The sequence below is a fragment of the Pantoea sp. EKM10T genome (assembly GCF_011800685.1).
In the GTDB taxonomy this organism is placed as follows: Bacteria; Pseudomonadota; Gammaproteobacteria; order Enterobacterales; family Enterobacteriaceae; genus Pantoea; species Pantoea agglomerans.
This window is the reverse complement of record NZ_JAALEU010000009.1, coordinates 89,099-110,200: the sequence shown is the minus strand read 5'-3', so window position 1 is coordinate 110,200 and position 21,102 is coordinate 89,099. Positions and strand designations below refer to the sequence as shown.

The following is a 21,102-nucleotide window of genomic DNA, read 5'->3' as shown; positions in this document are numbered from 1 at the left end:
CCGCCCGCGTCTCTGGCAATTTTAACCATCAATCCGTATAACTGTCGGCTATTTCTCAACCCGGAAAGCAAGACAATCCTGATGATGAAAGTTCTGAGCCAGATAATTGCCAGTGAGCTCCAGGCGCGTCCAGAGCAAGTTGACGCCGCCGTTCGCTTGCTGGATGAAGGGAATACCGTGCCGTTTATCGCACGCTATCGTAAAGAGGTCACCGGCGGGCTGGATGATACCCAGTTGCGCCAGCTGGAAACCCGCCTCAGCTATCTGCGTGAACTTGAAGAGCGACGCCAGTCGATTCTGAAGTCGATTGACGATCAGGGGAAACTCACTGACGACCTCGCCCGCGCGATCAACACCACCCTCAGCAAAACCGAGCTTGAAGACCTCTACCTGCCCTACAAACAGAAACGCCGGACGCGTGGACAGATCGCTATCGAAGCGGGTCTGGAGCCGCTGGCGGAGACGCTGTGGCAGGAGCCGTCTCACATTCCTGAGCAGCTTGCCGAACAGTATGTCGATGCCGACAAAGGCGTCGCCGACGTCCGTGCCGCGCTGGATGGTGCCCGCTACATTCTGATGGAGCGTTTCGCTGAAGATGCCGCGCTGCTGGCGAAGGTGCGTAATTACCTGTGGAAAAATGCCCATCTGGTGTCACGCGTGGTGGAAGGCAAAGAGGAAGCAGGCGCGAAGTTCCGCGACTACTTTGATCACCATGAAGCGCTGAGCGGCGTGCCGTCGCACCGTGCGCTGGCGATGCTGCGTGGCCGCAACGAAGGCGTGCTGCAACTGTCGCTGAATGCCGATCCACAGTTTGATGAAGCACCGCGTGAAAGCCATGGTGAAACGCTGATTGCTGAGCACCTGAACCTGCGCCTGAATAACGCTCCTGCCGACAGCTGGCGTAAAGCGGTGGTGAGCTGGACGTGGCGCATCAAGGTGATGCTGCATCTGGAAACGGAGCTGATGGGCACGGTGCGCGAACGCGCAGAAGATGAAGCGATTAACGTCTTTGCCCGCAACCTGCACGATCTGCTGATGGCCGCTCCCGCCGGTATGCGCGCCACCATGGGGCTGGACCCAGGCCTGCGCACCGGCGTCAAAGTGGCGGTGGTCGATGCCACCGGCAAGGTCGTCGCGACCGATACCGTCTATCCGCATACCGGCCAGACCGCGAAAGCCGCGGCCGCCGTAGCGGCACTCTGCATTAAGCATCAGGTTGAGCTGGTGGCGATTGGCAACGGCACCGCTTCACGTGAAACTGAGCGCTTCTTCCTGGATCTGCAGCAGCAGTTCCCGCAGGTCACGGCGCAAAAAGTGATTGTCAGTGAAGCTGGCGCATCTGTCTATTCGGCCTCTGAACTGGCGGCGCTGGAGTTCCCGGATCTCGATGTTTCGCTGCGCGGCGCGGTGTCGATTGCCCGACGTTTGCAGGATCCGCTGGCTGAGCTGGTGAAAATCGACCCGAAATCGATCGGTGTGGGTCAGTATCAGCATGACGTCAGTCAGAGCCAGCTGGCGAAGAAACTCGACGCGGTAGTGGAAGATTGCGTGAACGCCGTCGGCGTTGACCTCAACACCGCCTCGGTGCCGCTGCTGACCCGCGTGGCGGGCCTGACGCGCATGATGGCGCAGAATATTGTCGGCTGGCGTGATGAGCATGGCCGCTTCCAGAACCGTCAGCAGTTGCTGAAAGTGAGCCGTCTTGGGCCAAAAGCCTTTGAGCAGTGTGCGGGCTTCCTGCGCATCAACCATGGCGATAACCCGCTGGATGCCTCGACTGTGCATCCGGAAGCCTACCCGGTGGTGGAGCGCATCCTGGCCGCCACCGAGCAGGCACTGAGCGATCTGATGGGCAACGCAGGCAGCCTGCGTAATCTCAGCGCCCGCGATTTCATTGATGAACGTTTTGGTCTGCCGACCGTTACCGACATCATGAAAGAGCTTGAGAAGCCGGGCCGCGATCCGCGTCCTGAGTTTAAAACTGCACAGTTCGCTGAAGGCGTAGAGACGCTGAACGATCTGACGCCGGGCATGATCCTCGAAGGTGCCGTCACTAACGTGACCAACTTCGGTGCATTTGTGGATATCGGCGTGCATCAGGATGGCCTGGTGCATATCTCTTCGCTCTCCGATCGCTTCGTGGAAGATCCGCATCAGGTGGTGAAAGCGGGCGATATCGTCAAAGTGAAAGTGATGGAGGTCGATCTCCAGCGCAAGCGTATTGCCCTGACCATGCGTCTTGATGAGCAGCCAGGCGAAGGCAATGCCCGTGGTGGCGCGAAAAACGCGGCTCCGCGCGAGGAGAAACGTCAGAACAACGCGAAAGGTCGTCCGCGTCCGGTCAGCTCGTCAGCAGGTAACAGTGCGATGGGTGATGCGCTGGCTGCGGCTTTCGGTAAAAAACGCTAAGCTTTTCAGGGGGCCACTGCCTGGCCCCCTCTTCACACCCTTCTCCCCGGTTGAAAATCCCCGCCATCGCGCTACGCTAAAAAGACGCCTGTCATAAAAACAACACCTGCTGTGGCACCCAATTCACGATGGAAACGATCACCGATCTGATTGATAAGATTTATGCTGGCACATTTCCGGAGGCGACCTTTGCGCGCCTGCTGGCTGACATCGCCACCGCCCGCGAGGCCATTAAGCTGCCGCGCAAGGCACACTGGGATGAGCAGGATGTGGTGCTGATCACCTATGCCGATCAGTTTCGCGAAGCCGATAAACCCACGCTCAGCACCTTTTCCCGGTTCTATCAGCAGCACCTGCAATCCACGTTTCCGCTGGTTCACCTGCTGCCCTTTTTCCCCTGGTCGTCCGATGACGGCTTTTCGGTGATTGATTACCATCAGGTCGATCCGCTGTGCGGCGACTGGCAGGATATCGCGCGGCTGCATCAGGAAACCCGGCTGATGTTCGATTTTGTCTGCAACCATATGTCGGCACACAGCGCCTGGTTCAGCCACTTCCTGGCGCAGGATCCCGGCTGGGACGATTTCTTTATCAGTATGCCGCCCGCCACCGATCTCAGCGCCGTGACGCGTCCGCGCACCTCGCCGCTGCTGACGCCGTTTAAAATGGCGGATGGCGAAACCCGCTTTATCTGGACCACCTTCAGCGCCGACCAGATCGACCTCAACTTTGCCAATCCTGAGGTGCTGCTGCGCATGGTCAATGTGCTGCTCGACTACCTGAAACGCGGCGCTGACTATGTGCGTCTTGATGCGGTCGGCTACATGTGGAAAACGCCCGGAACGCGCTGCATTCATCTGGAAAAGACCCATCAGCTGGTGAAGCTGTTTCGCGCTATTGCCGACCAGGTTGCGCCTGGCACGGTGATTATCACCGAGACTAACGTGCCGCATCAGGACAACATCAGCTATCTGGGCAACGGGCACGATGAGGCGCAGATGGTCTATCAGTTTTCGTTGCCGCCACTGGTGCTGCATGCGATTCACACCGGCTCGGCGCGCGCACTGCGGCAGTGGGCGAGCGCTCTGGATCTCAGCAGCAACGACACCACCTTTTTCAACTTTCTGGCGTCACACGACGGCATCGGCCTTAATCCGGCGCGCGGCATTTTGTCTGAAGTGGAGATTGTGGCGCTGGTGCGCGATCTGGCGCTGGAAGGCGCGCTGGTCTCCTATAAAAACAACCCTGACGGCACCACCAGCCCCTATGAAATCAACGTCACCTATCTGGATGCGCTCAACCGTGAAGATGACGATGACGCCACGCGGCTGAAACGTTTTTTGCTGGCCCATGCGATTCTGCTGGTCTTTCCCGGCGTGCCTGCCATCTATATCCAGAGCATTCTGGGTGGTCGTAACCATTACGATGGCGTGCGCGCCGCCGGACACAACCGGGCGATTAATCGGCAGAAGTATGATTTACAGCAGATTGAGGGAGATCTGGCGGGCGGTAACTGGCTGCGCCAGCAGGTCTATACCCGGCTCGGACAACTGATTCAGCTGCGTCGTCGCCAGCCTGCGTTTCACCCGGATAATCCGATGACGCTTTATGAGAGCGAAAACGCCGTGCTGGTGCTCAGACGTCATCAGCCAGAAAGCGGCGACGGGCTGCTGTGCGTTTTTAATCTCAGTGGACGGTCAGTGGAGACGCAATTACCGGTGGCGCATACGTTGCAGGATGTGGTGAGCGGAGAGAAAATAGATGGCACCCAGCCGGTTAAGCTGGATGCCTGGCAGTTCATGTGGCTACGTTAATTACTTGTAGACTTCAGCCGTTGCGCTGAATTTGCCGTGTTCGCGACCGGCGATCACCAGGTAATATTTACCGCCTTTTTCGTCAGCGAGCTGCGACAGCACTTTTTTAGCATCCATTGGCGAGGTGGTTTCCGCCGTGGTGTTAACGGTGCCGATCTTCTGCAGGTTCATTGTCTTAACTTCTTCTTTGGTGACTTCTTTCGCTGCCATCGCAGAAAATGAAATCGCGCCCATCATCATTGAAGCCACAACCCATTTAAAAACCTTCATTATGTTTACCCTCATTCATGATCCATTGTGAGATGCAAGCAGCCGCTAAACGCGTAAGGCAGTATGGAACGGCATAGTCATTTCCATGACTAATCACATAAAATTGCAACGGCCTCGCTCACAGAGAGAAGTATTGCTGCTGTCTGCGATTTTGCCAGTTCAAAGCGTCATTATCACGGCAGATTACTGATAAAATTAACAATATGCTGGCAAAAGCGCTCAGGATGGGAAATAAAAGGCGCATGTGCGGCTTTTTCGATAACCACTGAAGGCGATGCTGGCAACATTTCATCTATCTCCGCCGCAATCCGGCGCGGCACCAGTCCATCTGACGCGCCATAGAGTCGCAGGAACGGCAGCGTAATCTGCGGTAACGCGTCGCGCAGATCGACCTGGCGCAGAATCTCCAGTCCGCCATCCAGCACCGCCACCTCCGGCATCGGCTGCGACAGCACCACCTCTTTCAGCTGCCGCGCATCGGCGCGAGCCGTTTCGGTACCCAGCGTCTGCAGCGCCAGAAAGCGCTCCACCGTGCGCTGGAAATCGTTGCTGAGCATCTGCTGAAAGTTCTGCAGCGTCTCCGGTTTAATGCCGGGCCAGCTCTCTGTGGCGGTGAAACAGGGCGACGAGGCAACGGTGATCAATGCAGCCAGTTTTTCTGGCGCACTCAGCGCCAGCTGCGTCGCCACCAGTCCGCCCAGCGACCAGCCCACCACAATCGCCTGTGGTGGCAGCGCAGGCAGCAATTGCGCTGCCATCTGCTCCAGCGTCAGCGCACCGAAATGCTGGCTGCGGCCATAGCCGGGCAGATCGACCAGATGCAGGCGATAGTGCGCGCTGAGTCGCGGAATGATGCTTTGCCAGACTTCGGCATTCAGTCCCCATCCGTGCAGCAGCACAAGATCGCGTTTTCCTTCTCCGCAGGTATGCCAGTAGAGCGACGTCATCAGTTACTATCCCGAAAATGATAAGGAGGTCGCTATGCTAGCAATGCCCGCCCTGTGTTGGCTATGCCGGATGCCGTTGCGGATAGCCCGGCACGGCATCTGCAGCTTATGTCTGCGCGGATTACCGCCGTTACCGCTGCTCTGTCCACGCTGCGGATTGCCGGCAGGTTCAGCAAAGGTCGCCTGCGGCCGCTGCCAGCTTAAACCGCCCACCTGGCAGGCGCTGGTCTGCGTCAATGACTATTGTCCGCCGTTCAGCCAGTGGGTTAACCAGCTTAAATTTTCTCACATAACCGCACTCAGGGTGATGCTGGCGCGGCTGCTTTTGCTAAGCTGGCTTAATGTTTACCGGCGTGGCAGTGTGCCGCGTCCCGATCTGCTGCTGCCGGTTCCGCTGCATCGGCGACGACGCTGGCAGCGTGGCTTTAATCAGACGGTACTGCTGGCCGCACCGCTGGCGCACTGGCTGGGATGTGAGTGGCGCGAAGGTCTTTCCCGCAAGCGCGGGGGCGCATTACAGCATCAGCTCAGCGCCCGCCAGCGCCGCACCAACTTACGGGGTGCTTTCTGCCTTGAAATGGTGGTGCAGGGACGCCATATCGTTCTGCTGGATGACGTCATTACCACCGGCAGTACGGTAGATGAAATCAGCCGCCTGTTAATGGCCCGGGGTGCCGCCAGCGTGCAGGTCTGGTGCCTGTGCCGTACCTTGTAGAGCGTCTTTGATGGGCGTATTATAACCAACTAAATTAGTCAACTATTGAGCAATCGACATGATCCGAATTACTGACTCTGCCCAGGAACATTTTTCTAAACTGCTATCCAAACAAGAAGATGGCACCCAGATTCGCGTATTCGTGATTAACCCGGGTACGCCAACAGCCGAGTGTGGCGTCTCTTACTGTCCGCCCGATGCCGTTGAAGCTACTGACACCGAACTGAAGTTCGAAAAGCTCTCTGCTTACGTTGATGAACTGAGCAAGCCGTATCTGGAAGATGCTGAAATTGACTTCGTTACCGACAATCTTGGTTCACAGCTGACGCTGAAAGCGCCGAATGCCAAAATGCGTAAAGTCTCTGATGATGCGCCAATGGTTGAGCGCGTTGAGTATCTGCTTCAGGCGCAGATCAACCCACAGCTGGCCGGCCATGGCGGTCGCGTGTCGCTGATGGAGATCACCGATGAGGGCTACGCCATTCTGCAGTTTGGCGGCGGCTGTAACGGCTGTTCGATGATCGACGTGACCCTGAAAGATGGTATCGAGAAAGAGCTGCTGGCCGCCTTCCCGGAACTCAAAGGCGTGCGGGATATTACTGAGCATCAGCGCGGTGAACACTCGTTCTACTGATGATTAAGCGCGGCAGCCTGGCTGCCGCGCTTCTGTTATTGCCCTTTCTGTCCTGACTGACGCTGCTGGCTGACCACCTTCAGCAGTGCCTTCACTTCTTTGTCCGCAAAGATCTCCTCCAGCGTTTTGCTCAGCTTGCGTCGCCAGTTAGGGTACTGCTCCACCGTGCCCGGGACGTTGACCGGCGTGGTCATGCCAAGCCAGTCCTCAGGCTGCAGGCCAAGCAGCGCACTGTCGGTATCCGCCAGGAAGCGATGTATTGCCCGATTCAGCGCAGGCGTCATGGTGAGCTTCTCTGCCTTCTTCTGGCTGCGTGCCGGTAAGGCGCCCGCCTGATGCAGCGCATCCAGCAGCGCCTGCTTCTGCGCGGCGCGCTGCTGATGTAACGCTTTCACCGCATCGCCCGGATAGAGGCCAATCTTCTCACCCAGCGCCAGGTCGCCCTGCTCCCAGAAGCCGGTCAGCGTAGGCAGATCATGCGTGCTGGCGCTGGCGATAGACTGGCGCGGATAGTCCTGCGGCGCGCGATAGCGCTCATCCTTCTCCTGCTCAAACCAGAGCACCTTCCATGAAAAGACGCCACTTTTACGCAGCAGGCTGACAATCTCCTGGGGGACGGTGCCCAGGTCTTCGCCAATCACCATGCAGCGCAGCCGGTGGCTCTCCAGCGCCAGGATGCCCAGCAGATCGTTGACCGGATAGGCCACATAGGCGCCTTTATCCGCCGTCTCCCCGGCAGGCACCCACCACAGACGCAGCAGTGACATCACATGATCGATGCGCAACGCGCCGCAGTCGCGCATATTGGCGCGCAGCATGTCGATAAATGGCTGGTAGCCGCGCGCCTTCATGACATGCGGATCCATCGGCGGTAAGCCCCAGTTTTGTCCCAGCGGACCAAGACGGTCAGGCGGCGCACCCACCGAGGCCTTGAGGCGGTAAAGCTCCGGGTCGTGCCAGGTTTCCGCGCTGCCTTCCGCCACGCCCACTGCCAGGTCACGATAGAGTCCGACGCTCATGCCCAGCGCCTGACTGTGCGTCCAGCAGCCAGAGAACTGCTGCTGCGCCAGCCATTGCAGCCACTGCCAGAAAGCGATCTCCTCTTCATGCTGTGCACACCACTGCTGCACCTCCGGCAACTGGCTGTTGCGCCACCCTTCCGGCCACGCAGGCCAGCCGCCCTGCTGCGCCTTATCTGCCCGTCGCTCCAGCTGTATGCCGTCGTAGGCGGCCTGATAACGCAGGCTGTCGCCGCCTTCATGCACAAAGGCCGCCCAGGATTGATGCTCTTCGCTCTGGCTGTCTCGCGCCTGAAAGTGTGCCCAGGCGTGCCGCAGCGCAGCGAGCTTAAGCGCCATTACGGCCTCGTAGTCAACCAGCTCCGCCTCACGCGCTTTGGTCAGCGCCTTCCGGGTTCTGGCGCTTTTCCACCACTTCTGTGCCGCCGCGCTTTGCTGAAAATCGGCTACCTGACTGACGTCGATATAAATCACGTTCAGCCAGCGGCGCGACGACGGGCTATACGGACTGGCGAAACCGGCGCTGGCGGGATAGAGCGCATGCAGCGGATTCAGCCCGACGAAATCGCCACCGCGTTCAGCCAGCTGCACCAGCAGCTGATCGAGATCGCCGAAGTCGCCGATGCCCCAGTTCTGTTCAGAGCGCACGGTGTAGAGCTGCACCAGCGCACCCCAGCGTTTTTCCCCCGCCTCCAGCGGCGGAGGCAGATAGCAGCGGCGCGGCGCGACGATAATCCGCGTCTGCCAGCTTTTTTTGCCCTTACTGAGTGTGAGCTGGTGGTACCCCTGCGCCAGCGGGCCAGGCAGTGTAAAAGGCTCACTGGCGGTTAACTCGCCGCTGTGCTGTTTGCCGTTTTCAGTCTGCAACTGCCAGCGGTAAACGCCGCTGCCCTGTGGCGTCAGCTGTCGCTTGCCACTGCCGCTGAACACCGCGACCGGCGGCAGAGGCGATTTTTTTGCGTCCTGCGGATCGTCCATCACCGCCAGCAGCGCCTGCAGGGTCTCATCGCTGATCGCCTCTTTCTCGCCATTGACGTTGATGTAGTCCAGTGAAATTCCCGCGGCACGGGCGGCCTGACCGAGTGAATGTTGCTTCATTGCTGCTCCTTAGCGCGGTGCCTGCCAGATACGTTGCTGATAGTCACGAATTGACCGGTCCGAACTGAACATGCCGGTTCGTGCCGTATTGAGGATGGCGGCGCGGGTCCAGCCTTCCGGGTCGCGCCACAGGGCTTCCACCCGTTGCTGCGCCTCGATATAGGCCTGGAAATCGGCCAGCACCAGCCAGGGATCGCCATGTTTCGTCAGGCTCTCCAGCATCAGGTCAAACGCATGTTTATCCCCGTTGCTGAATTTGCCCTTCTCCAGCGATTTCAGTAGATCGTCCAGCGGCTTGTTCTGCTTACGCACCTTTTTCGGGTTATAGCCTTTCGCCTTGAGCGCTTTGACCTCATCCACGGTGTGACCAAAGATAAAGATATTCTCCTCACCCACCTGTTCGGCAATCTCGACATTGGCGCCATCCAGCGTGCCAATCGTCAGCGCACCGTTCAGTGCCAGCTTCATGTTGCCGGTGCCGGAAGCTTCATATCCGGCGGTGGAGATCTGCTCTGAGAGATCGGCCGCCGGGATCATCAGTTCGGCCACGGTGATGCGGTAGTCGGGGATAAACACCACTTTCAGTCGGTCGCCGACGCGTGGATCGTTGTTCACCACCTCCGCTACCTTGTTAATGGCGTAAATAATATTTTTGGCGAGATAATAGCCCGGCGCGGCTTTGGCCCCGAACAGGAACACGCGTGGCGTAAAGGTGACATCCTCCGGGTTATTACAGATCTTCTGATAGCAGTAGAGAATATGCAGCAGGCTGAGGTGCTGGCGCTTGTACTCATGCAGTCGTTTGATCTGCACATCGAACAGCGCAGCCGGATTAACAATAATCCCCGTGTGGCGGGCGATATACTCCGTAAGCTGCGCTTTGTTCTGCTGTTTGATGCTGCGATAGCGCTGACGAAACGCCTGATCGTCGGCATAGGCCTCCAGACCGCTTAACGCCTCAAGATTATTGGCCCACTCGGTTTTCAGCGTCTCATCAATCAGCCCGGCCAGCGCCGGATTACACTGCTTCAGCCAGCGGCGTGGCGTGATGCCGTTGGTGACGTTGTGGAATTTCTGCGGCCAGAGCTGGTGATATTCCGGGAAAAGATCGCTGACCACCAGGCTTGAGTGCAGCGCCGCCACGCCGTTGACCGCAAACCCGCTGACGACGCAGAGATTCGCCATCCGCACCTGACCGTCAGCGACCACCGCCAGCTTGTGCCACATCGCTTTGTCATCCGGCCAGCGCTGCTTCACCTGCTTTTTCAGCCGCTGGTTGATCTCTTTGATGATCAGCATATGGCGCGGCAGCAGACTGCGCATCAGCTTCTCATCCCAGCGCTCCAGCGCCTCCGGCATCAGCGTGTGATTGGTGTAGGCAAACAACCGGCTGGTGATCTGCCACGCCTCATCCCAGCTCAGCTGATGCTCATCCAGCAACACGCGCAGCATCTCCGGGATGGCGATGGTGGGATGTGTATCGTTGAGCTGAATCACTTCGAAGTCAGGCAGGCTGTGAATGCTGCGTCCCGCCAGATGGTGACGACGCAGGATATCCGCCACCGCACAGGCGCACTGGAAATATTGCTGCATCAGGCGCAGCCGCTTGCCGGCCTGATGGTTGTCATTGGGATAGAGCACTTTGGTCAGTTTTGCCGCCTCGATGCCGGGCTGCTCCGCCTGCAGAAAATTGCCGTCGTTAAACGCCGTGAGATCAAACGGATGCGCGCTCACTGCCTGCCACAGACGCAGCGGCAGCGTCACGCCGTTGCGGTAGCCGGTTACCGGCAAATCCCAGGCCTCGCCGCGCAGCGTAAAATCGGGCAGCCAGCGTACACCGCCGTTTTCCTGCTTTTCTACCCGGCCACCCATCGCGACTTCCACATCCAGCGCCGCGTTGTGGCGGAACCAGGGATAGCGTTCACGCTGCCAGTCGTCGGGCGCTTCAATTTGCTGGCCATCATCGAAAGACTGGCGAAACAGGCCGTACTGGTAATTCAGTCCGTGGCCGGTGGCGGACTGCCCCACCGTTGCCATCGAATCCATGTAGCAGGCGGCCAGTCGTCCCAGCCCGCCGTTACCCAGCGCCGGATCGACCTCCTGCTCCAGCAGTTCCGTTAAATCGAACTCGTGCTCAGCCAGCGCCGCTTTGACGTCGTTATACCAGCCGAGATTGAGCAGGTTGTTGCCGGTCAGACGGCCAATCAGAAACTCCATTGAGAGGTAATTAACGTGACGCTGCTGCACAGCCGGACGCGGTGCCGGTTGTGCGTCCAGTAGCTCCGCCAGCGCCGCGCTGACCGCCTGCCACGCCTGGTGCGGGGTCATCTGCTGGGCGGAACGGAGACTTAACTGTTGCCACTGGCGGGTAAAGGCGGCATTAAAACGGGCTTTATTAAATTTTTGCTGCGGCATATCACTCCCTTCTGTTACGCAATGAGGTGAAGCAAAAATAGAAAGCGCACGGGCTGGCAACCGGGTGCCAGCAACCGTTAAGTAAAGACGGGAGTGAGGAAAAAAGCGACAGCAATCAAAGAAAAACGCCAGCCGGGAGGCTGGCGTGGCAGGAATCAGCAGAGTTCGAGGTGAACCTCATGCTGCTCAATCACCTTCATTACGCTGGCAGGCGGCGTTTTGTCCGTGTAGAGGTAGTCAAGCAGACTCATGTTGCCGAGGTTGACCATGGCGTTCCGGCCAAACTTCGAGTGATCCACCACCAGCATCACGCAGCGTGAATTTTCAATGATGGCGCGCTTGGTGCGGACTTCGTGATAGTCAAACTCCAGCAGCGAACCATCCATATCGATGCCGCTGATCCCCAGAATGCCGTAGTCGAGCCGGAACTGAGAAATAAAGTCGAGCGTCGCTTCACCCATTACTGCGCCATCACGGGTCCGCACTTCACCGCCCGCGATAATGACCCGGAAATCGGGTTTATCCATCAGCAGCATGGCGACGTTAAGGTTATTGGTGACCACGCGCAAATCGCTGTGGTTGAGCAGCGCATGCGCCACCGCTTCCGGCGTGGTGCCGATATCGATAAACAGCGTAGCACCATCCGGGATCTGGCTGGCCACGCGCTGGGCAATCCGCGCTTTTTCCGCTGACCACATCATTTTACGGTCGTGCCAGGCGGTATTCTCAGAGCTGGAGGGAAGCGCCGCGCCGCCGTGGTGACGCTGAATTTTGTTCTGATCGGCCAGATCGTTGAGATCGCGACGAATGGTTTGCGGGCTGACCTCAAAATGATCCACCAGCTCCTCAGTACTGACATATCCCTGACGACGGACTAAATCGATAATCGCGTCATGACGTTGCGTCTGCTTCACGTTCCTCTCCTGTTAACCCGCATAATCCTGTCTAACGACGCGTGACTTTACGCGTATCCACCAGCGCCATCGCCAGTCCGACCACCAGACCGGCGACGTGCGCCGCGTTGGCAATAGCCAGACCAAAGACGCCAAACCAGCCAATCACCAGCCAGACCAGGGCAAAACCGATCAATCCCCGTTCAAGATAGACGCCGCTGTCGGGATCGCGCTCCCCGCGCAGCCAGCAGTAACCCATCAGGGCATAGACCACGCCCGACAGGCCACCAAACCAGATGCCGCTGAACTTCGCCTGCAGCCAGCCGCTGAGCAGAGCCGAAATCAGCAGGATGACAAAGAGTTTGCCGCTGCCAAGTCGCTTCTCAACCGCGCCGCCCAGATACCACCACCACATCAGATTAAACAGAATGTGCAGCAGTGAAAAGTGCAGCAGCGCATGGCTGAACCAGCGCCAGACCTGAAGATGCTGATCGGCATCCGGCCAGGAGAGCCAGGCCATCACGGTGCGATCGCCCATGACCTGCATCAGAATAAATATCGCGATACAGAGCACCATCAGCGTCATGGTCAGCGGACCGGCACGCTCACGGATATTCGCCCAGATATTGCTGCGCTCATAGCGCAGGCCACTGTCAGTTTTTCCGCTATGCCAGCTGGCGGCCTGATAACGCGGATGGTTAGGGTCGTGCAAAAACTGCTGAAGTTCGTTTTCGACCAGTGAAATCTTGCTCTCATCATCCAGCATGATGACGTAGTGATTTTCATGCTCAATACGCAGCGTGATGCCCCGCGTCGCCATGTAGTCAACAAAGGCCTGCGCCATGCGGGGCTGATTAAATTGAGTAATGCGCATCAGTAACTCTCCATGTGACGAGCGGCAATCTATTCGCTGCCGAGGGCAACCTGCTGAGGAAAGGCAGCACGCCAGGCATCAAAGCCGCCATCAATGCTGTACGCCGCGCTGAAGCCCTGTCCCAGCAGATATTGTGCCGCGCTTTTGCTGCTGTTGCCGTGATAGCACATCACCAGCACCGGCAGGCTGTGATCGGCGCCGCTGACAAAATCGCTGAGGTTGCTGTTGGTCAGATGCAACGCACCCGCCGCATGACCCAGGGCATAACTTTGCGGATCGCGGATATCTACCAGCAGCGCACCCTGCGCCAGACGCGCCTGCGCCTGCTGCACATCAATACATTCGAACGTTTCCATGGGATCTCTCATAACAGCGTCACAATAGCGCGTAGTGTAACCCGAGAATCGACGCCGATAACCTGACAATCGTTACGGCTATCGGTTTTTTTGGTGGGCAGAATGTTAGCTATATCACGCAAAAATGTTTTTACCTGGTTAAAAGCTGGCGTCAATGTTGGTTTGCGATTATGATTATGCTCGAAAACGAACATTAGTGAACTATTCCGAACATCGGAGGAGATGACGTGGAAACCAAAGACCTGATCGTGATCGGCGGCGGCATCAACGGTGCCGGCATTGCAGCAGATGCTGCAGGACGCGGACTGTCGGTGTTAATGCTGGAGGCGCGGGATCTGGCTTGCGCGACCTCCTCTGCCAGTTCAAAACTGATTCACGGCGGCTTGCGCTACCTTGAACATTACGAATTCCGTCTGGTCAGTGAAGCACTGGCCGAGCGTGAAGTGCTGCTGAAAATGGCTCCGCATCTGGCGTTCCCGATGCGCTTCCGTCTGCCGCACCGTCCGCATCTGCGTCCGGCGTGGATGATTCGCACCGGCCTGTTTATGTATGACCATCTTGGCAAGCGTACCAGTCTGCCAGGCAGTAAAAGTTTGCGATTTGGCGCGGATTCGGCCCTGAAGCCGGAAATTACGCGCGGATTCGAATATTCTGACTGCTGGGTCGATGATGCCCGCATGGTGGTACTGAACGCACAGGAAGTCGTGAAGCGTGGCGGCGAAGTCCGTACCCGCACCCGCGTGACCCGTGCCTGGCGTGAAGGCGGCCTGTGGAAGGTCGAAGCGGAAGATGTCGACAGCGGTAAAACCTTTATCTGGCAGGCGAAAGGCCTGGTCAATGCTGCCGGCCCGTGGGTCAAACAGCTGTTCGACGACAGCCTGAAGCTGAAATCACCTTACGGTATTCGCCTGATCAAGGGCAGCCACATCGTGGTGCCACGCGTCCATACCGAAAAGCAGGCTTACATTCTGCAGAACGAAGATAACCGCATCGTGTTTGTCATCCCGTGGATGGATGAGTTCTCTATCATCGGTACCACCGACGTCGAGTACAAAGGCGATCCGAAAAACGTCAATATTGATGACAGCGAGACCGACTATCTGCTGAAAGTGTTCAACGGACACTTTAAAAAGCAGCTGACCGCTGACGATATCGTCTGGTCCTATTCCGGTGTCCGTCCGCTGTGTGATGACGAATCCGATTCGCCACAGGCGATAACTCGTGATTACACCCTGGATGTGCGCGACGATAATGGTCAGGCTCCGCTGCTGTCGGTGTTTGGCGGCAAGCTGACCACCTACCGTAAGCTGGCAGAACATGCGCTGGAGAAACTGGCGAAGTACTACCCGAACGCGGGCCCGGCATGGACGAAGAACTGCGTGTTGCCAGGCGGAAATATCTCCGGCACCCGTGAAGATTATGCGGCCAGCCTGCGTCGTCGCTATCCGTTTATCAGTGAAAATATGGCGCGCCACTTCTCGCGCACCTACGGCAGCAGCACTGAAACCCTGCTGGCTGGCGCGAAAAGCCTGGACGATCTGGGCGAGAACTTCGGTCACGAGTTTTACGAAGCAGAATTACGCTACCTGGTGCAGCATGAGTGGGTTCGTGAGCTGGATGATGCTATCTGGCGTCGTACCAAACAGGGCATGTGGCTGACCAAAGAGCAGCAGGCGCGAGTCACCGAGTGGCTGGCAGCGAAAGCTAAACCCGCCCTGTCGCTGGCATCATAAACGGACAGTAACTAACTAAAGAATCAGAAAGCAGGCTTCGGCCTGCTTTTTTTATGTCTGCGATAGCGGGTCGGTGAATCCGGGTGCTGATCCGACAGGTTGCGCTTTTCAGCGTGTAGCAGAGTTTATTTTTGTACGACGAACTTTTTATTAAAAATGCCAGACTCAAACCATTTTTTATACAGAAATCCGTTTATGCGATCACATTTTTGGTCAGCGCCTAAACTCAACTCCTTCTGCTTCGCATATCAAAACGTTCACATCCTATTGTTACTGTAAATATAACGTTCAGGCTTTTTGCTTAATTGAACGACATCATCAGAAAGCACAAACTTTCCTCAGTAAAAACGAAACAACCGTTATTTTAATCAGGAGGTTGAAATGAACACAGGCCAAACGCCTGCCCGGGAATGGAACACACGCCGCAGTGAAAAAGCGCGTCGTCTGGCATCCTTCCCTGTTGATGGCAAAGTCATTCCTACTGAAAGAGCTGTAGAAGCATTTGAAAAACTGATTGCACCGGGCGACCGGGTGGTACTGGAAGGGAATAACCAGAAGCAGGCCGATTTTTTATCACGTACCCTGGCTGAGGTTAATCCGGCGATAGTACACGACCTGCATATGATTATGCCGAGCGTGGGTCGCAGTGAGCATCTGGATATTTTCGAAAAAGGCATTGCGCGTAAACTCGACTTCTCTTTTTCCGGTCCGCAAAGTCTGCGTATTTCTCAGTTGTTAGAAGATGGTCAGCTGGAAATAGGCGCAATCCACACCTATATCGAACTCTATTCCCGCCTTTATGTCGATCTGAGTCCAAACGTCGCGCTGATTGCCGGTTATAAAGCTGACCGCAAAGGCAACCTTTACACCGGCCCGAGTACTGAAGATACGCCTGCCCTGGTGGAAGCCGCCGCGTTCCGTGACGGTATCGTGATTGCCCAGGTAAATGAGCTGGTCGATGACGAGACCGACCTGCCCCGCGTCGATATTCCCGGCTCCTGGATCGATTACATCGTCGTAGCCGATAAACCTTTCTTTATCGAACCGCTGTTTACCCGCGATCCGCGCCTGATTAAACAGGAACATATCCTGATGGCGATGATGGCGATTAAAGGCATTTACGCCGAACATCAGGTGCAGTCACTTAACCACGGTATCGGTTTTAACACCGCCGCGATCGAACTGCTGCTGCCTACCTACGGCGAACAACTCGGCCTGAAAGGCAAAATCTGTAAGCACTGGACCCTTAACCCGCATCCGACGCTGATCCCGGCGATTGAGAGCGGCTGGGTTGAAAGCGTGCACTGCTTCGGTGGCGAACTGGGCATGGAAGAGTACATTCGCGCCCGTCCCGATATCTTCTTCACCGGCAGCGACGGCTCTATGCGCTCTAACCGCGCCTTCTGTCAGCTGGCAGGTCAGTATGCGGTGGATATGTTTATCGGTGCCACCCTGCAGGTCGATGGCCTGGCAAACTCCTCAACCGTGACCCGCGGTCGCCTTTCTGGGTTCGGCGGTGCGCCTAACATGGGCCACGATCCGCACGGCCGACGCCATGCCACGCCTGCATGGCTCAATATGATCACCGAACCGGATCCGATGCAGCGCGGTAAAAAACTGGTGGTTCAGATGGTGGAAACCTTCCAGGCCGGTGCCAAACCGACCTTTGTTGAAACGCTAGATGCCGTTGAAGTGGCGAAATCGACCGGTATGCCGCTGGCACCGGTGATGATTTATGGCGATGACGTCACCCATGTGCTGACCGAAGAGGGTATTGCCTATCTCTATCGCGCGGAAAGCCTTGAAGAGCGCCGTGCGATGGTCGCTGCGGTAGCCGGTATCACCGATATCGGCCTTGGCGTCGATGCGGCGCGCGTGGCGGCCCTGCGTAAAAGCGGCAAAGTGGTCTATCCGGAAGATATGGGCATTCGTCGTTCAGATGCGACCCGCTCACTGCTCGCCGCCAGCAGCGTCTCTGACCTGGTGGAATGGTCGGGTGGTCTTTATAACCCACCGGCAAAATTCCGGAGCTGGTAATGAAACTTCTGTCGCAGACTCAAACCGAGGCGCAGGCCAGCCAGCTGGCGATGATTGCGCGCGATTGTCTGACCGATGAAGCGCGGCTAAGCCCCAAGCCGGGTCTGGTAGACAGTCGGGGAAACGGCGCGCATCAGGACCTGACGCTGGCGCTGATGGAGCGTTCCGCTCACAGCCTTGTGCCGACCTTTCTGGCGCTGGCCCGTCACAGCTGGCTGCGCCCTGCTGATATTGCCCTGCGCGAAACGGTGGGTCGGCTGGGCCGTGACGGTGAACAGCAGATGATGGCGGCAACCGGCGGCGTCAACACCCATCGGGGTGCGATCTGGGCGCTGGGACTGCTGGTCAGTGCTGCAGCCATGCACGGTGGCGCGGCCAGTGCCGACCAGCTGACCCGCACAGCAGCCGCGCTGGCCAGCCTGCCCGACCGCGCCGCACCAAAACTGTTCAGCAAAGGGTTAAAAGCGACGCATCGCTATCAGGTGCCCGGCGCACGCGAAGAGGCGCAACAGGCGTTTCCTCACGTGATGAAGCTGGCGCTGCCGCAGCTGCTGACCAGTCGTGCAACGGGTGCCAGTGAAAATGAAGCCCGCCTTGATGCGCTGATGGCGATCATGACCTCGCTCAGCGATACCTGCGTGCTGTCACGGGCCGGTATGACCGGACTGAAAGCGATGCAGCAGGGAGCACGCGCCGTGCTGCTGTCTGGCGGCTGTCGCACAGCAGGCGGCCAGAAGGCGCTGGCGCAGCTCGATCAGCGCATGCTGTCGCTCAACGCTTCGCCTGGCGGGGCCGCCGATTTGCTGGCCGCGACGCTGTTTATTGATCGGGTCTGTTCCCCTGAACATTCTTATTTCTAGAGGCCATTATGGAACACATCACATTATCTTTACCTGCTAACCGCTCACTCAGCGGTAAAGCTCTGGCAGGGGTCGTTGGTTCCGGTGATATGGAAGTGCTGTACACCGCAACTGAAGGACAAACGCTTAGCATTGATATCACCACCTCACTGGATAACAGCGACGCCCGCTGGAAGGCGCTGTTTGACCGCCTGAATTTAACCAACGGTCTGCCTGCCGGAAAGCTGATTATTCACGATTTCGGCGCGACACCCGGCGTGGCGCGTATCCGTATTGAACAGGTTTTTGAGGAGGTGAGCCATGCGTAACGATGCCAGTTTTATTGAATTACGCGCCCGTGAGCGCGCCCGTGCACTGCTGGACGACGGCAGCTATCGCGAACTGCTGGATCCTTTCGAAGGCATCATGTCGCCGTGGCTGGCCCCGCAGGGTGTGGTGCCGCAGTCAGATGACGGCATGGTGGTGGCACGCGGCACGCTGAACGGGCAGCCTGCGGTGGTTATCGCCATTGAAGGCACCTTCCAGGGTGGCAGCATGGGCGAAGTCTCCGGTGCCAAAATGGCGGCGGCGCTGGAACTGGCAGCCGAAGATAACCGCAATGGAATACCCACTCAGGCGGTGCTCTGCCTAGAAACCGGCGGCGTGCGTTTACAGGAAGCCAATCTGGGGCTGGCGGCGATTGCCGATATTCATGCCGCGATTGTCGATCTGCGCCGCTATACCCCGGTTATCGGCATTATTGCCGGTACCGTCGGCTGCTTTGGCGGGATGTCCATCGCCGCTGCGCTGTGCAGCTACCTGATTGTGACGCGTGAAGCGCGCCTGGGGCTGAACGGTCCGCAGGTGATTGAGCAGGAAGCGGGCATTGAAGAGTATGACTCGCGCGATCGCCCGTTTATCTGGAGCATGACTGGCGGTGAAATCCGCTACGCCAGCGGCCTGGTCGATGCGCTGGTCGGTGATGGCGTCAATGCGGTTAAGAGTGCGATGAATGACTGCATCGCCAAAGGCGTTCCGGCGCAGCACCGCAGCGATAAGTATGCCGATTTCCTGCCACGTCTGACACAGTTCGACACCCGTCAGCAAGCGGACACGGCGCAGATTAAACAGCTTTTCGCCCGGGAGGATAAATAATGACCCAGACAAACAGCCGCGGTGCAACCTGGCTGGAAAAACTTGCACCTGATGCGCAGCGCCTCAGCGGCCTGTGCGCCTCTGTCCAGGTGGCGGACGGCCAGCTCAATGGCGAAAGCGTGCGCTTTATCGCCGTGGTGCCCGATGCACAAAACCACTATCCGCGTGCCGCGCAGGGCGAAGTCGGTCTGCTGGAAGGCTGGACGCTGGCGAAAGTGGTGAATGAAACGCTGGAAGAGGACAAGAACAGCGACGTGAAACGCCCGATTGTGGCGGTGATCGACGTGCCGAGTCAGGCCTATGGCCGTCGCGAAGAGGCGTTCGGTATTCATCAGGCGCTGGCCGGGGCTGCGGGCGCTTATGCCAAAGCACGCCTTGCGGGTCATCCGGTGATTGGGCTGATTGTTGGCAAAGCGATGTCTGGCGCCTTCCTGGCGCACGGTTATCAGGCCAACTGCCTGATTGCGCTCAACGATCAGGGTGTGCTGGTGCACGCGATGGGTAAAGAGTCCGCCGCGCGTATCACGCTGCGTTCGGTGGAGGCGCTGGAGAAACTGGCGGCGACCATTCCGCCGATGGCCTATGACGTGAATAACTTCGCCACGCTGGGTCTGCTCTCCGATCTGCTGAACGTGGCCAATCCCGATGCGCCTTCTGACGCCGATGTGGCGATGGTCGAGATCGCGTTGCAGAAAGCCATTAGCGATGCGCGTCAGGATCCCAGCCTGAAAAACCGGCTGGGCGCATCCAATCGCCACAGCTCCTCCCTGGTTCGCGAGCGGATGCGCGCAACCTGGTAATTAAATAAAAAAATAAACCTGCCGAAACCGGTCTGACGGGGCGCATTGCTAAGTGCGCCCCGGGGCAGTGGCCGTGTTCAGAATTATAAACATCGCTGTTAACAGAAAATTCTTTCTTAAATACAGGTGATTTATGATTTATATAATTGTTCATGCCCTTGCTCCGATTTTTGTCATCATGCTTCTGGGTTTCTGGGCCGGTAAGGCCGGAATGGTCAACAACAAAGACGTCTCTCTGCTGAATATTTTCGTCATGGATTTTGCGCTGCCCGCCGCGCTGTTCAGTGCCACGGTACAAACGCCCTGGCCGGGCATCGTGGCGCAATGGCCGCTGATTGTGGTTATTACCGGCGCAATGTGGATTACCTATGGAGCTGTCTATTTCGCGGCTACAAAAGTTTTCAAAAAGTCACCGCAGGATGCGGCTGTGCTGACGCTGACGGTTGCGCTGCCAAATTACGCCGCGCTGGGCCTGCCCATTCTGGCCAGCGTGCTGGGTGAAAATGGTGCCACTTCGCTCTCGGTAGCGGTCTCCATCGCCTGTGGTTCAGTGCTGCTTACACCACTTTGCCTGCTGATTCTGGAACGTGAAAAAGCGTTTGCCGACGGCACCGAACACGGTTCAACCCTGACCATGCTGCCGATTCTGATGTGGCGTTCAGTGAAAAAACCGATCGTACTGGGACCGTTGATTGGCGTGGTGTTATCAGCGCTGGGCGTTAAAATGCCTGATCTGGTGCTGGCTGCCATCAAACCGCTGGGTCTGGCTGCCACCGCCGCTGCACTCTTCCTGACCGGTGTCATCCTGTCGGCACGCAAACTGAAACTCAACGCGGTGGTGGGCGTCGGCACGGTAACTAAACTGCTGATTCAGCCCTTTATCGCCTGGGGTCTGGTGCTGGCATTGGGTCTCAGCGGTCCGGTGGCAATTACCGCCATTCTGATGATTGCGCTCTCCGCCGGTTTCTTCGGGGTGGTGTTTGGCAACCGCTTTGGCGTGCAGTCGCCGGATGCAGAGGCTGTGCTGCTGCTCAGTTCTATTCTCTGTATTTTGTCATTACCGCTGTTCATTACGCTGACATCAGGAATGTAAT

Annotated in this window: 18 protein-coding genes; 11 read left to right on the top strand and 7 right to left on the bottom strand. The window is 57.7% G+C overall.

Going from position 1 to position 21,102, the window contains the following annotated elements:
- The first annotated feature begins 81 nt into the window (after positions 1-81).
- Together HFD95_RS17190 and HFD95_RS17185 are read left to right on the top strand one after the other, a co-directional pair.
- Positions 82-2,409 carry a Tex family protein gene (locus HFD95_RS17190; protein WP_050680521.1) on the top strand — a complete coding sequence of 776 codons (2,328 nt, stop codon included), beginning with the start codon at positions 82-84 and terminating at the stop codon, positions 2,407-2,409.
- A gap of 128 nt (positions 2,410-2,537) precedes the next feature.
- Complete coding sequence (locus HFD95_RS17185) at positions 2,538-4,223, top strand: alpha-amylase family glycosyl hydrolase (protein WP_010253185.1); 1,686 nt, start codon at positions 2,538-2,540, stop codon at positions 4,221-4,223.
- Here the strand turns inward: HFD95_RS17185 and HFD95_RS17180 are convergent, their stop codons facing one another.
- Both HFD95_RS17180 and bioH read right to left on the bottom strand, forming a co-directional pair.
- Entirely contained in the window at positions 4,224-4,493 is a 270-nt protein-coding gene (locus HFD95_RS17180) for a YdgH/BhsA/McbA-like domain containing protein (RefSeq protein ID WP_010253187.1), read from the bottom strand.
- A gap of 173 nt (positions 4,494-4,666) precedes the next feature.
- A complete protein-coding gene (bioH, locus tag HFD95_RS17175) occupies positions 4,667-5,440 on the bottom strand; it encodes a pimeloyl-ACP methyl ester esterase BioH (RefSeq protein WP_167430543.1) in 774 nt (257 codons plus the stop codon).
- A gap of 34 nt (positions 5,441-5,474) precedes the next feature.
- On the opposite strand from bioH, the gene gntX reads away from it, so the two are divergent.
- On the top strand, positions 5,475-6,155 hold the full coding sequence (gene gntX / locus HFD95_RS17170; protein ID WP_167430542.1) for a DNA utilization protein GntX: 681 nt from the start codon (positions 5,475-5,477) through the stop codon (positions 6,153-6,155).
- 58 nt (positions 6,156-6,213) lie between these two features.
- Positions 6,214-6,789, top strand: coding sequence for a Fe-S biogenesis protein NfuA (gene nfuA, locus HFD95_RS17165; protein WP_010253194.1), 576 nt, complete (start codon positions 6,214-6,216; stop codon positions 6,787-6,789).
- Positions 6,790-6,824: 35 nt separating this feature from the next.
- Here the strand turns inward: nfuA and malQ are convergent, their stop codons facing one another.
- The 5 genes from malQ to glpE form a co-directional block, all read right to left on the bottom strand.
- On the bottom strand, positions 6,825-8,906 hold the full coding sequence (gene malQ / locus HFD95_RS17160; protein WP_167430541.1) for a 4-alpha-glucanotransferase: 2,082 nt from the start codon (positions 8,904-8,906) through the stop codon (positions 6,825-6,827).
- Between the two features lie 9 nt (positions 8,907-8,915).
- On the bottom strand, positions 8,916-11,321 hold the full coding sequence (gene malP / locus HFD95_RS17155) for a maltodextrin phosphorylase (protein WP_167430540.1): 2,406 nt from the start codon (positions 11,319-11,321) through the stop codon (positions 8,916-8,918).
- Between the two features lie 155 nt (positions 11,322-11,476).
- Positions 11,477-12,235: a DeoR/GlpR family transcriptional regulator gene (locus HFD95_RS17150; RefSeq protein ID WP_010253201.1), complete on the bottom strand. Its 759-nt coding sequence runs from the start codon at positions 12,233-12,235 to the stop codon at positions 11,477-11,479.
- A gap of 31 nt (positions 12,236-12,266) precedes the next feature.
- Positions 12,267-13,088 carry a rhomboid family intramembrane serine protease GlpG gene (gene glpG / locus HFD95_RS17145; RefSeq protein WP_010671549.1) on the bottom strand — a complete coding sequence of 274 codons (822 nt, stop codon included), beginning with the start codon at positions 13,086-13,088 and terminating at the stop codon, positions 12,267-12,269.
- Positions 13,089-13,117: 29 nt separating this feature from the next.
- The gene (gene glpE, locus HFD95_RS17140) at positions 13,118-13,444 is read right to left on the bottom strand and encodes a thiosulfate sulfurtransferase GlpE (RefSeq protein ID WP_010253207.1); all 327 of its coding nucleotides are present in this window, start codon (positions 13,442-13,444) and stop codon (positions 13,118-13,120) included.
- Between the two features lie 227 nt (positions 13,445-13,671).
- On the opposite strand from glpE, the gene glpD reads away from it, so the two are divergent.
- The 7 genes from glpD (at position 13,672) to HFD95_RS17105 (ending at position 21,101) form a co-directional block, all read left to right on the top strand.
- Positions 13,672-15,177, top strand: a complete 1,506-nt coding sequence (gene glpD / locus HFD95_RS17135) for a glycerol-3-phosphate dehydrogenase (protein ID WP_167430539.1) — start codon at positions 13,672-13,674, stop codon at positions 15,175-15,177.
- 381 nt (positions 15,178-15,558) lie between these two features.
- On the top strand, positions 15,559-17,214 hold the full coding sequence (gene mdcA / locus HFD95_RS17130; RefSeq protein ID WP_010253213.1) for a malonate decarboxylase subunit alpha: 1,656 nt from the start codon (positions 15,559-15,561) through the stop codon (positions 17,212-17,214).
- Positions 17,214-18,074, top strand: coding sequence for a triphosphoribosyl-dephospho-CoA synthase (locus HFD95_RS17125; RefSeq protein ID WP_050680525.1), 861 nt, complete (start codon positions 17,214-17,216; stop codon positions 18,072-18,074). The genes mdcA and HFD95_RS17125 overlap by 1 nt, the downstream gene beginning before the upstream one ends.
- A gap of 8 nt (positions 18,075-18,082) precedes the next feature.
- A complete protein-coding gene (mdcC, locus tag HFD95_RS17120) occupies positions 18,083-18,382 on the top strand; it encodes a malonate decarboxylase acyl carrier protein (RefSeq protein ID WP_010253220.1) in 300 nt (99 codons plus the stop codon).
- Positions 18,375-19,208 carry a biotin-independent malonate decarboxylase subunit beta gene (locus tag HFD95_RS17115; protein WP_031592682.1) on the top strand — a complete coding sequence of 278 codons (834 nt, stop codon included), beginning with the start codon at positions 18,375-18,377 and terminating at the stop codon, positions 19,206-19,208. The genes mdcC and HFD95_RS17115 overlap by 8 nt, the downstream gene beginning before the upstream one ends.
- Complete coding sequence (gene mdcE, locus HFD95_RS17110) at positions 19,208-20,008, top strand: biotin-independent malonate decarboxylase subunit gamma (protein WP_167430538.1); 801 nt, start codon at positions 19,208-19,210, stop codon at positions 20,006-20,008. Before HFD95_RS17115 ends, mdcE begins: the two co-directional genes overlap by 1 nt.
- 133 nt (positions 20,009-20,141) lie before the next feature.
- Positions 20,142-21,101, top strand: coding sequence for an AEC family transporter (locus HFD95_RS17105; protein ID WP_010253228.1), 960 nt, complete (start codon positions 20,142-20,144; stop codon positions 21,099-21,101).
- Position 21,102 lies beyond the last annotated feature (1 nt).